The sequence below is a fragment of the Microbacterium schleiferi genome (genome assembly GCF_038150145.1).
Lineage (GTDB): Bacteria > Actinomycetota > Actinomycetes > Actinomycetales > Microbacteriaceae > Microbacterium > Microbacterium schleiferi_B.
The window spans coordinates 128,398-139,604 of record NZ_JBBWSA010000009.1 but is presented as its reverse complement, the minus strand read 5'-3'; the positions used below and the strand labels follow the sequence as shown (position 1 = coordinate 139,604).

General features: G+C 67.6%; 13 protein-coding genes and 1 pseudogene. 5 read left to right on the top strand and 9 right to left on the bottom strand.

The window, feature by feature from the left end; genetic code table 11:
• Nucleotides 1-257 (bottom strand): transposase (locus AADH62_RS11790; protein ID WP_341579617.1); only part of this gene is annotated, 257 nt, incomplete at its 3' end.
• Nucleotides 258-720: 463 nt separating this feature from the next.
• Here AADH62_RS11790 and AADH62_RS11785 point away from each other — a divergent pair.
• A complete protein-coding gene (locus AADH62_RS11785; protein ID WP_341579616.1) occupies nucleotides 721-1,632 on the top strand; it encodes a L,D-transpeptidase in 912 nt (303 codons plus the stop codon).
• Between the two features lie 64 nt (nucleotides 1,633-1,696).
• Here the strand turns inward: AADH62_RS11785 and AADH62_RS11780 are convergent, their stop codons facing one another.
• Both AADH62_RS11780 and AADH62_RS11775 read right to left on the bottom strand, forming a co-directional pair.
• A complete protein-coding gene (locus AADH62_RS11780) occupies nucleotides 1,697-2,278 on the bottom strand; it encodes an MBL fold metallo-hydrolase (RefSeq protein WP_341579615.1) in 582 nt (193 codons plus the stop codon).
• Nucleotides 2,250-2,561 carry a hypothetical protein gene (locus AADH62_RS11775; protein WP_341579614.1) on the bottom strand — a complete coding sequence of 104 codons (312 nt, stop codon included), beginning with the start codon at nucleotides 2,559-2,561 and terminating at the stop codon, nucleotides 2,250-2,252. Before AADH62_RS11775 ends, AADH62_RS11780 begins: the two co-directional genes overlap by 29 nt.
• Before the next feature lie 256 nt (nucleotides 2,562-2,817).
• Between AADH62_RS11775 and AADH62_RS11770 the strand changes: the two genes are divergently transcribed.
• Nucleotides 2,818-3,138, top strand: a complete 321-nt coding sequence (locus AADH62_RS11770) for a helix-turn-helix transcriptional regulator (RefSeq protein ID WP_341579613.1) — start codon at nucleotides 2,818-2,820, stop codon at nucleotides 3,136-3,138.
• A gap of 17 nt (nucleotides 3,139-3,155) precedes the next feature.
• Here AADH62_RS11770 and AADH62_RS11765 read toward each other — a convergent pair whose 3' ends face one another.
• The 4 genes and pseudogenes from AADH62_RS11765 to AADH62_RS11750 all read right to left on the bottom strand — a co-directional run bounded on the left by AADH62_RS11765 (nucleotide 3,156) and on the right by AADH62_RS11750 (nucleotide 6,889).
• Nucleotides 3,156-3,782 carry a ClpP family protease gene (locus AADH62_RS11765; RefSeq protein ID WP_425355682.1) on the bottom strand — a complete coding sequence of 209 codons (627 nt, stop codon included), beginning with the start codon at nucleotides 3,780-3,782 and terminating at the stop codon, nucleotides 3,156-3,158.
• Nucleotides 3,779-4,408, bottom strand: coding sequence for an ATP-dependent Clp protease proteolytic subunit (locus tag AADH62_RS11760; RefSeq protein ID WP_341579612.1), 630 nt, complete (start codon nucleotides 4,406-4,408; stop codon nucleotides 3,779-3,781). The genes AADH62_RS11765 and AADH62_RS11760 overlap by 4 nt, the downstream gene beginning before the upstream one ends.
• 105 nt (nucleotides 4,409-4,513) lie before the next feature.
• Nucleotides 4,514-6,257 (bottom strand): annotated as a pseudogene (locus AADH62_RS11755) (DEAD/DEAH box helicase).
• Between the two features lie 77 nt (nucleotides 6,258-6,334).
• Nucleotides 6,335-6,889 carry an XRE family transcriptional regulator gene (locus tag AADH62_RS11750; RefSeq protein WP_341579611.1) on the bottom strand — a complete coding sequence of 185 codons (555 nt, stop codon included), beginning with the start codon at nucleotides 6,887-6,889 and terminating at the stop codon, nucleotides 6,335-6,337.
• A gap of 76 nt (nucleotides 6,890-6,965) precedes the next feature.
• Here AADH62_RS11750 and AADH62_RS11745 point away from each other — a divergent pair, with 76 nt between their 5' ends.
• Entirely contained in the window at nucleotides 6,966-8,561 is a 1,596-nt protein-coding gene (locus AADH62_RS11745) for a bifunctional NAD(P)/FAD-dependent oxidoreductase/class I SAM-dependent methyltransferase (protein WP_341579610.1), read from the top strand.
• 28 nt (nucleotides 8,562-8,589) lie between these two features.
• Here AADH62_RS11745 and AADH62_RS11740 read toward each other — a convergent pair whose 3' ends face one another.
• Both AADH62_RS11740 and AADH62_RS11735 read right to left on the bottom strand, forming a co-directional pair.
• Nucleotides 8,590-9,282 carry a HEAT repeat domain-containing protein gene (locus AADH62_RS11740; RefSeq protein ID WP_341579609.1) on the bottom strand — a complete coding sequence of 231 codons (693 nt, stop codon included), beginning with the start codon at nucleotides 9,280-9,282 and terminating at the stop codon, nucleotides 8,590-8,592.
• Nucleotides 9,283-9,325: 43 nt separating this feature from the next.
• Nucleotides 9,326-9,793, bottom strand: a complete 468-nt coding sequence (locus AADH62_RS11735; protein ID WP_341579608.1) for a MarR family winged helix-turn-helix transcriptional regulator — start codon at nucleotides 9,791-9,793, stop codon at nucleotides 9,326-9,328.
• Nucleotides 9,794-9,907: 114 nt separating this feature from the next.
• On the opposite strand from AADH62_RS11735, the gene AADH62_RS11730 reads away from it, so the two are divergent.
• Together AADH62_RS11730 and AADH62_RS11725 are read left to right on the top strand one after the other, a co-directional pair.
• Complete coding sequence (locus AADH62_RS11730; RefSeq protein WP_341579607.1) at nucleotides 9,908-10,699, top strand: SDR family oxidoreductase; 792 nt, start codon at nucleotides 9,908-9,910, stop codon at nucleotides 10,697-10,699.
• 54 nt (nucleotides 10,700-10,753) lie between these two features.
• The gene (locus AADH62_RS11725) at nucleotides 10,754-11,167 is read left to right on the top strand and encodes a DUF2809 domain-containing protein (protein WP_341579606.1); all 414 of its coding nucleotides are present in this window, start codon (nucleotides 10,754-10,756) and stop codon (nucleotides 11,165-11,167) included.
• Nucleotides 11,168-11,207 lie beyond the last annotated feature (40 nt).

Sequence of the window (11,207 nt, the reverse complement as noted above, 5' to 3'; positions counted from 1 at the left end):
ATCTCATTCGCCTTGCGCAGCTCGGCGTTCTCCTTCTCAAGCTGCTTGATCCGCTGCGCGGCCTCGGTCGTGACACCAGGCTTGGCGCCAGCGTCGACCCCGTACCGCCGCTGCCAGAGCCGCAGTGTCTCCGGGCTCATCCCGAGCAGCCCGGCGACGTGACGGACCGCGCTCATCATGTTCGGGTGCGACGGCCGCGTCTCCGCGAACATCCGCAACGCCCGCTCACGCATCTCCGACGAATACATCCCGTTCATCGTGTTCCATCCTTGCTTGAAAAACGGAACGAAAGTCAGGCCGATTCACACCGTCACGAGAGGACAGCCCCATAACAGCACGGACGCCTGCCGACCTGCATCGGGCAGACCGCTGTGGTTGAGGCGGTGGGGATCTTTCCAGGCGCAACCAAGGGAGCGCTGCGGGAGCAGACGGCCAATCTCAGGGCTTGTTTCCGCGTGGAGTCGGGAGCCTCAGGACCGCCACCGCAAGCGACAGGAGAGGCCGATGGCGCACTGAACGGGTCTATGTCGTGAGCATTCCCGACGCCGCGGCGCACGCCGTGATGATGCTGATGCCGAGACCGAGACTGGCGATACCGGCGACCGCTCGGACGGTGATCCTGATGACGCGGCTCATGCGCTCACCCTACGCACAGTTCCCCCATACGTTGAAGAACCGTCGACGCTTGCGGGCCTTCTCGTCGGCGCCGACGATGGATGCATGGCCACGACGCGAGCGCAGACCCGACGGAAGGCAGGATGGATCGCGCTTGCCGTCGCCGGAATCGTCGTTGCGACGGCGCTCGTCATCGTATGGGTCGTCGCGTCGAGCTCGGGCGAACCGCTCGCGGCAGCGCCGAGCCCCACACCCACGGCCACAGTCGAACCCGCGCCGACACCGACACCCACTCTGGTCGGGCCCGCCGCGGACACGACCGACTACGACCTCGCGGGACTCCCGGAGATCACCGTCTTCGCCATCGTTCCCGAGCTGCCCGTCGATGACGATCCGTTCGGAGACCTGACCAACGTCGCCGCTCGCGCGAAGGACGCCGCGGTTCCCGTCTTCGCCGAGCCCGGTGGCGCTGCGGTGGCGTCCCTGCCGCGTGACTACTACTACGACGGCACCGTGGTGCCGGTGATCGAGCAGTACGACGCATGGGTGAAGGTCATGCTCGTGGGCCGTCAGGCCTATCCGTCTGGGGGGAACTCCGGGCAGCTCACCGGATGGCTCCGGACGCAGGACGTCGAGCTGACGCCGCAAGAGGCGGTGATCGAGGTCTCACTCGGGGACCGCACCATCGACATCGTTCGAGGGGAGAACCGGCAGCGCATCGCCGCCGACTTCGGGTCCGGCGTGGAGGCTACGCCTACGCCGCTCGGTCGCTCCTTCATCATGACGGTGCGCACCGAGCCGACCTTCGCTTACACGAGGGGCAATCCGATCACCTACCTGTCGGTGCAGAGTGCGACTCTCGATGGGTTCGACGGCGGCGATGTCGCGGTCACCGCTTTCCACTATCACGACACTCGTTCCGGTCGGGTGTCGAACGGATGCCTGCGCGTCGACGAAGCGGCGGCCCACGCGCTCGCCGCGCTCCCTTTCGGAACTCCGGTGATCATCCGCGAATGACGCTCGCGCGGATGCCCCCGGTGGTCGTCGACTTCGCGGCGCCGTAGTCCACAGAGAGCCGGCGTCACGACCCCCAGGCGACCAGTGCTGCACGGGCACACTCGCCCATGACGGTGAGTGCCCGGCCCGTTGCATCCGCGCCGATGATTAACGGGTTCGCGTCACCGTCTCGCATGTGCTCGGCCTTGTCGACCGCTTCGTCGTAGATGCTGTGATTCGAGATGAAGACGCTCACTTCCTGCATCTGGATGAGTTCTCGGGCTCGATCCGTCGCGGCGATATAGGCCCGAATCCGGTCGAGGCGGTCGGATCGATCCGCGAAGTTGAAGGCCGTCCCGCCCCAGAGCATCGTCCGGTGTGTGGCGTTGCCGCTGCGCGCGTTGAAGAGCAGCGAGATCGTTCCCCCCCACGTGTGCCCGGGGGCGAGTACGACGGTGATCTCGGTGTCTCCTAGCCGTACCACGCTGCCGTCTTCGACCGACACGTCCCGTTGCGGTGGACGGCCCCAGTCGGGACGGTCGAACTCGAGTCCGGTTTCGAGCATCGTCCAGTCCTCGCCGCTCATGACAACCCGCGGATTGTAGGTCCGCGTGAAAAAGCCTGATCCTCCGTAGTGATCACCGTGCCCGTGGGTGATGACGATCACCGCGATCTGTGGTGTCGATCAGGATGATGCCCTCGGATGTTGTGATGGCCCAGGCGCTGACCCATCTGCTGCCAACAAGGAAGAGATTCTCGAAGACCTGCGCGGGCGGTGGGGCTGGTTGCTTCATGAGCTCGTCCGGGCTCATCCCGGCGGGAGCGACGGACTCATCGACAACGCTCGCCAGGGCGAGATACGACGTGAGGTCGTCGGCCGCTGCTTCTTGCGCGGCCGCCAGGTGCGTCCGCACGCCGGTCTCACGCCACTGCTCTTGTCCATCGGACATCTCGTCCGCCCTTCGAGGCCCGGCAATGCGATCACACCCTACGACGGGCCGGCTCTCTGGGGCGAGCATGGGTGCGCGGTTTGCGCGGCCATCGACCGGTTCCTCGACCGCACGGCTCTCGCGGGGTGTGGTCGGTGCTGGCCCCGCCAACGGTCACGAGGGTTTTCTGCCCAGAGCAGAATCACTGCATCAGGTGACCGCTACCGCCATAGCATTCAGCATGGCCAACCATCTGCGCGCAGTTCCGCCTCTCCCGGTGACAGGCTCCGTCCCGATCGCCTCGCGGCGGGAGCCGCTGTGGCGCCAGCTCGTCGGAGATCTGCTTCGCGAACGCCGCCACGACCGGGGGGAGACTCTCGGCGATGTGGCACGACGCGCCGGTGTTGCACCGCAGTACCTCTCCGAGATCGAGCGCGGTCGCAAGGAGCCGTCGAGCGAGGTTGTTCAGGCAGTCAGCAGTGCCCTCGATCTCACACTGCGTGATCTCCTTGACGACGCAGGACGGCGACTGGCCGCGAGTGAAGAGGCGATCTCGCACAAGGCGTCTCTGCACGCGCCCACGCTGCTGGCTGCTTAGGTCGCCGAGCCTGGGCGTCAGCCGGGGTTCCCGATCAGCCCGGCACGGGAGCCGCGGCCCGCTGATCGATCACCCGATCGATCAGGCCATAGTCGCGGGCAGCGGATGCCGTGAAAACGCGATCGTGGTCGGTATCGGCGCGCAGGGTCGAGGCGGACTGCCCCGTATGGCGTGCGAGAACCTCCTCGATATCGGCACGCACGCGCACCACCTCGTCGGCCTGCAAGATCAAGTCGGGGATCGTTCCCCGGCCCCTGCGCTACCGGCTGGTGCAGGATCACGCGCGCGTGGGCGAGGGCGGTTCGGCGCCCCGGCGCGCCACCGGCCAACAGAACGGCGCCGGCAGCCACGGCTTGGCCGACGCGCGTCGTTGCGACAGCTGGGCGGATGAACTGCATCGTGTCGTAGACCGCCAGCATCGCGCCGGGGTCTCCGCCCTCGCAGTTGATGTAGAGATCGATGCCGCTGTCGGGGTTGTCGGAGTCGAGGTGCAGCAGTTGTCCGATCAGTGCATTCGCCACGCCGGAATCGATCGCGGTGCCGAGATAGACGATCCGTTGGGTCAGCAGGTGCGAGTAGACATCCATGATGCGCTCGCCGCGCGGGTTCTGTGCGACGACGTTGGGGATCGCGTACGAGCTCATGGGGTCACCGTTTCGGGAGTAGCGGCGAAACCGGTGGTCGGGCGGGATCCCGGGCGGTAGTCGTCGAGAGATTCGACGATCACGTCGACGAACCCGTACTCCTGCGCCTCGCGCGCCGTGTACCAATGGTCGTGGAGTGAGTCCTCGAAGATGCGCTCGAGTGGCTGACCGGTGTCGTGTGCGATCAGACCGAGGACGGTGTCGCGGGTGTGGCGGAGGTCGTCTGCCTGCAGTTCGATGTCGACCGCGGTCCCGGCGATGCCGGCGGACCCCTGGTGCATCAGCACCCGGGCGTGGGGGAGCGCGCGACGCTTTCCGCGCGTGCCGGACGAAAGCAGGAACTGTCCGGCGCTGTAGGCGATCCCGAAGACGAGCGTCGACACGTCGTTGGGGATCGTTCGCACGATGTCACGGATCGCGAGCATCGCGGGAACCGAACCGCCGGGTGAGTGTATCCAGAGGTTGATGTCGGCGCCGGGATCCTCGAGCGACAGCGTCACGAGTTGCGTGGCCAGGAGCATGCCGTTGTCATCGTCGAGCGGTCCGTCCAGAACGAGCACTCGACGCTCGTAGAGGGAGCGCCGGGCATTCTCGCTGAAGATCGGCGACGTGGTGGATTCGGTCATGACCCCAGGCTGACGCACCACGCCCTCCTCCGTGGTCGGTATCCGCCCACGGCAGAGCAGCCCACGGCAGAACGCAGTCGCCGCCGCCGATCTCAGTCCGACCGGTCAGCGGCGCGGTGGACGGCCTTTGCGCTTAGTCGAGTTGCCGAAGCGGTCGGGCTTGAGTTCGATGAGCTTGCCGCTGATGCGTGTGTTCTCGAGGCGCTTCAGCGTGTCACGGGAGAGATCCGCAGGGAGCTCGACGAGCGAGAAGTCCGGGCGGATCTGGATCGCGCCGAAGTCCTCGCGGCGTAGACCACCCTCGTTCGCGAGCGCTCCAACGATCTGGCGCGGCTCAACCTTGTGGCGCCGGCCAACGGAGATTCGGTAGGTCGTTCGCGCGCCCCCACCGCCACGGGGGCCGCGATCGGAGCGGTCGTTGCGGTCACGTCCACCACGTTCGGGTCGGTCCGGCGAATCGCGCGCGAACCGCGGCTCGGGGGCGGCGTCCGGTTCGAGCAGCAGAGGTGTATCGCCCTGCGCGACGATGGCGAGTGCCGCTGCGACATCTGCCTCGGGAACGTCGTGGTGCTCGACGTAATGGGCGATGATGTCGCGGAAGATGCCGATCTGAGCCGGATCGGCGAGCGCCGCAGTGATGGCGTCGTCGAACCGCGTGAGTCGCGTCGCGTTGACGTCCTCGACGCTCGGCAGCTTCATCTCGGTCAGCGGCTGCCGCGTGGCTTTCTCTATTGAGGTCAGCATCCGGCGCTCGCGCGGCGTGACGAAGCTGATCGCAGCTCCCGTGCGACCGGCGCGCCCCGTGCGGCCCACGCGGTGGACATACGACTCGGTGTCGATCGGCAGGTCGTAGTTGACGACGTGGCTGATGCGGTCAACGTCGAGGCCGCGAGCGGCGACATCCGTGGCGACAAGGATGTCGAGCTTGCCGCTCTTGAGCTGGTTCACCGTGCGCTCACGCTGCGCCTGGGCGACGTCGCCGCTGATCGCGGCGGCGGTGTATCCGCGGGCGCGCAGCTTCTCGGCCAGGGTCTCGGTCTCGTTCTTCGTGCGCGTGAAGACGATCATGCCCTCGAAGTTCTCGACCTCGAGGATGCGGGTGAGGGCGTCGACCTTCTGCGGGTACGACACCATCAGGTAGCGCTGCGTGATGTTGGCCGACGTCGTGGTCTTGGTCTTGACCGTGATCTCTTCGGGGTCGCTCAGGTACTGCGCCGAGATGCGCCGGATCTGGGCGGGCATCGTCGCCGAGAAGAGGGCGACCTGCTTGGTCGCGGGGGTGGTCGGCAAGGATCGTCTCGACGTCCTCCGCGAAGCCCATCTTGAGCATCTCGTCGGCCTCGTCGAGGACGAGGTACTTCAGCTCGGAGAGGTCGAGTGTGCCCTTGTCGAGGTGGTCCATGATGCGGCCAGGCGTGCCGACCACGATGTGTACGCCGCGGCGCAGGGCCGACAGCTGCTGCCCATAACCCTGACCGCCGTAGACAGGCAGGACGTGCACGCCGCGCAGGTGCGACGCGTACCTCTCGAAGGCTTCACACACCTGCAGGGCCAGCTCGCGAGTCGGTGCGAGCACCAGGGCCTGCGGGGTCTTCTGCGACAGGTCGAGTCGAGAGAGGATCGGCAGCGCGAAGGCTGCCGTCTTTCCCGTGCCGGTCTGGGCGAGCCCGACGACGTCGCGTCCGGCGAGCAGGGGAGGGATGGTCGCGGCCTGGATAGCAGACGGCGTCTCGTAGCCGACATCTCTCAACGCCTTCATGACCGCGTCGCTCAGACCGAGCTCGGCAAAGGTGGGTTCGGATGCGAGGGGTTCGGCCTCGTCGGTCGCGTTCTCGAGGGAAGAGGCCATAGGTGTGACGCTAGTCGCTCCGTGGGTTTGGCGCGATTCGGCATCCGTGCTTGGCTGCGCCTGCCCGTCACCGCGTCTCAGGTGTGCAGGTGCGCGCGTTGGCCCTCGCGATCGAAGACCATGACGAGTTCGGCGGGCTCATCGATCGCGCTGATTGCGTGCGGATTCATCGTCGAGAACTCGGCAGCCTCGCCCTGCGCGACCTCGATGCGCCGCTCGCCGAGTTGCAGCAGCACGCGTCCTTCGAGCACGAGGAACCAGTCGAAACCCGGATGCACGCGCATCGCGGGAACCTCGGGCACGGGCTCCAGGCGCATCTTCATCGCCATCGTGCGGCCGTCGACACGGTTCAGTGCCCACGTCGTGCGCGCTCCGTCGGTGCGCTGGATCGGACGGATGACGACATCGTCGTCATCCTCGGCGCGCAACAGGTCGTCAACGCTGACGTGAAGCGCCGCTGCGAGCGGCACGAGCACGTCGATGCTGAGCGCGCGCTTACCGGTCTCGATGCGACTCACCGTCGAAGCGCTGAGGTTGCTGCGTTCGGCGATCTCATCGAGTGAGTACCCGAGGGTGGTCCGGATGCTGCGCAAACGCATTCGGGCGAGGGCCTCGACATCCGTGCTGGTCATGAGTCCAGCATCCGTCGTTCTTGCTAATACTGCAAGTCAGCATCCACTATGCGCCAGATCGGCCTACCCTTGACGCATGGGCAACCACGACTCGTCTCACCGCCACACTCACGGTCCCGCGATGATCCGCCGGTGCGATGTCGCCGTCATCGGTGGCTCGGCTGCCGGCCTTGCCGGCGCACTCCAGCTCGTCCGCCAGCGCCGCTCGGTGATCGTGATCGACGATGGCACACCGCGCAACGCGTCAGCCGAGCACATGCACAGTTACCTCGGGCGCGAAGGTGCGCCGCCAGCCGAGCTGCGGGCAATCGGGCGGGGAGAGGTCCGTTCGTATGGCGGGGAGATTCTGTCGGGCCGCGTCCTCGACGTTCGCCGTGACGGTGAGCGGTTCCGCGTCGAGCTCTCCGGAGGCGGCGCCTTGCTCGCGCGGCGCGTGCTCGTGGCATCCGGGATCACCGACGACCTGCCCGAGATCGACGGCCTGCGCGCGCGCTGGGGTCGCTCGGTGGTCCACTGCCCGTTCTGCCACGGCTGGGAGGTGCGCGATCAGCGCGTGGTCCAGATCGTCACGAGCCCGCTCGGGTTGCACCCGACCCCGCTCATGCGGAACCTCACCGACACTCTCACCGTCGTGCTGCACGACGGCGTCGAGGTGGATGCTGGGGCGGTGGGTCGGCTTGAGGCATCCGGTGTCACGGTGATCGCCAGAACCGTGACACGGGTGACGGATGCCGATGGCGCACTCGTTCTCGACCTTGGTGACGGCTCGCGAATCGCTGCGGACGCCGTGCTCGTCGGTGCGAAGTTCCACGCCCGCATCGAAGCGCTGACCGGTCTCGGACTCGAAGCGACTCCCCACGCGAGCGGGTTCGGTGAGGTGCTCATGGCCGACGCCGCGGGCCGAACGACGGTGGACGGCGTCTTTGCGGCGGGCAACGTCGTCGACCCGAGCCTGCAGGTGCTTCCCGCCGCCGCGAACGGCAGTATGGTCGGCGCGCAGATCGCGTTCAGCCTGGCCGACGAAGATCTCGCCGCGAGCTCCCGCCCGTCGGGCGTCGAGACCGAATGGGACGGTCGCTACAGCGGCGAGCAGGTCTGGAGCGGCAATCCCAACGGCACGCTCGTCGCCGAGGTGGCCGGGCTCGCACCCGGAACCGTGCTCGACGTCGGCGCAGGCGAGGGAGGGGATGCCCTCTGGCTCGCCGAAAACGGATGGCAGGTCACGGCATCCGATGTCTCCTCCCGCGCACTCGCGCGCGTCGAGCACGAAGCGCGGCGCCGGGGCCTTGCCGTACGCACGTGGCACGTGGATGCAAATGCCGTCCGGCCCTACGGGGACGAGACGTTCGACCTCGTCTCGCTGCAGTACGGGTCGTTCGCACGCACGCCCGACGGCAGGGGGGTGCGAAGCCTCCTGGACGCGGTGGCTCCAGGTGGCACGCTGCTGGTCGTCGCGCACGACACGGCGTGGGCGCGCGAGGGGCTCGATCCTGCCGAACACACGCCGATGTTCGACCCGGATGCCTACGTCGGTGTCACCGAGATCGCGGCGGCTCTCGCTGCCGATGCCGGCTGGAGCATCGAGGTGCATGAGACTCGGCCGCGCCCGGCAGGAGCGGTGAGCGGCCATCACGTCGAGGATGTCGTGCTGCGGGCTGTGCGGATCGTCTGACCGACCGGCCGCGGCCGCTCGCCCGGTCTCAACTGTCGAGGAGGCGGGACAGGCGCTTCTTGCGGCTGTTCTGCGTCACGATCCACGCGACATCCGGGTCCTCGGTATCCAGCGCGCTGAAGAGGGGAAGACCCCGCGTCGGATCCCCGGCCACCGCGACGCTCCAGCAGTAGCCGAGCGACAGACGCAAGGTTCGCAGGTCCGGGGTCTTCCGCTGCTCCGGTGGCTGGCTCGCGAGGTGCTCGGTGATGCGCTCGCACGCATCGAGCGCGAGGGCTGCCATCCGGGGATCCCGCAGCAGCCGCGGCTCGCAGACCGCTGCGATGGCGGCGCGCTGAACAAGCGGATGGGGGTGGTCGACCCACGCATCCACGATCGACGCCAGCGCCGCGGGCCGGGCGTCACCCAGAAGCTGGAGGCCCTGCGCGACGCCCTCGCGCACGCGCCACCGGGCGTCGGTGGCAAGCTCCCGGGCGCGTTTCTCGGATGCCGCGTCCTCCGCCCGCAGGGCGAGCGCGGCTCCAGCGCACATTGCGTGGAACTCGTCGCCGGTTGCCAGGAGTGCGTCGATGGTCGGCTCGTCGGCGAGAGGGGCAAACGCTGAGACCAGCTCGAGATTCGCGCGTGGACCAGGAAGCCCGGAATGGGCCGAGAGGTAGTCCGCCCACGCCGATGTCGGCATCGAGAGCAGCTCAGCAGCCCACTCGCCGCTACCGGTCATACTCCGACAGTACGCCCCGGGCGGCTCAGGCCGCGGCGCGAGATCAGGGCGTTGGTGCCCAGACGTCTGCGGGGTCGATCCGCTCCGCGATCCGGCCGCTCATCTCACCGAGCTGTGCGGCCTCGGTATCGCTCAGCGTGTCGAACACGAGCTCGCGAACCAGCTGGTGATGGCCTGGTAGCGCTGACTGTACGAGGTCGTGGCCGGCATCGGTCAGGATGCCGAGGGTGAACCGGCCGTCAGCGGCATCCGTTTCGCGTCGAACGAGCCCGCGCCGCTCGAGGCGTGTGAAGGCGCGAGAAAGGCGCGAGAGCGTGGAACTCGCGTAGCCGGCGAGAGTGCTCAGCCTCAGCGTCCGCTCTGGCGCGGTGTCGAGGGCGTACAGCAGGCCGAACTCGAAGTGTGTCAGCCCACAGCTCTCCTGCAGCTGCGCGTCAAGCGCGCGGGGGAGGCGCTCCACAAGAGTGGCGAGAGACGCCCAGGTTGCGAGCTGGTCAGGGCGAAGGGGCATGGCTCGAGCGTAACGCCATTGACTTGCTTAGGAAAGTCATTCGGCATACCGTTGACTTTCCTGGGCAAGTGAATTGAGGTGCCCGCATCCGACGGGCGCCGGAACGGAGCATCCATGGACCTGCAGCTGACGGGCACGAGCGCCTTCGTGAGCGGATCGACCGGTGGAATCGGCTATGCCGTCGCCGACGCGCTCGCGGCGGAGGGAGCCACCGTGACCGTCAACGGCCGCAGCACCGAGCGCGTGCACGAGGCAGTCGAGAAGCTGCAGGCGGCGCATCCCGACGCCGAGATATCGGGCATCGGCGCCGACTTCGCCGACCCTGCGCAGGTCGTCGACCTCATCGAACGCCTCGGTGAGGTCGACGTGCTGATCAACAACGTCGGCCTGTTCGGGCTCGGCGCGTTCGAAGAGATCGATGACGCCCAATGGCAGCACTACCTCGACATCAACGTCATGAGCGGCGTGCGGCTCTCGCGAGCGCTGCTCCCCGGAATGCTCGAGCGCGGGCGGGGTCGCATCGTCTTCATCAGCAGCGAATCGGGCGTCTCGGTGCCCACCGACATGATCCACTACGGCGTCACGAAGGCCGCCATGATCGCCCTCGGCAACGGCCTGGCCAAGCGCACGCGCGGCACCGCCGTGACGGTGAACACGGTGCTGGGCGGCCCAACCTACTCCGACGGCGTCGCTGCCGCGATCGAGCAGATCGCACACGCGCAGGGCGCGCCGGTCGATGCGGTGAAGGATGCCGTGATCGGCCAGAACGCGACGACGCTGCTCGAGCGGTTCATCGAACCGACCGAGATTGCGTCGCTAGTCACCTACCTCGCGAGTCCGCTCGCGTCGGCGACCAACGGAGCCGCGCTGCGGGCTGACGGGGGAGTGCTGACGACGATCCTGTGAGGCCTGCAGGCGCAGCACATGCGGGCGGCTGGCTGCCGCACATACGGTAGGGGCATGGCGGATGTCACGGAGCGAAGCCGAACCCGCGTCCGCCGGATCGGGTCACTCGTGGCGCTGCTCACGGTGGTCGTGGCGGGGCTCGCCGTTCACGTCCTCCTGCCCGACACGGGAGCCACCGACATTGCCGGGGACGCGCTCTACGCGGTTGCCGTGTATGCCTTCCTTATCGCGATCATGCCCGGGCGGTATCCACCCCTCGTCGGTGCTGTCGCGCTCGCGTGGTGTGTCGGCATCGAGGTGTTCCAGCTCACCGGCATTCCGCTCGCGGCGGGTACCGCTTTCCCTCCCGCGATGCTCGTCCTCGGGACCGTCTTCGACCCGCGGGATCTCGTGGTTTACGCGACCGCAATCCTCGTCCTGACAGCCGCCGACACTGCCCTCTCGCGGGGTAGGGCCAAAGGTACCTGACGTGTTTCGCCTACGGCGAGATACGGTTGTCTGAATCTGG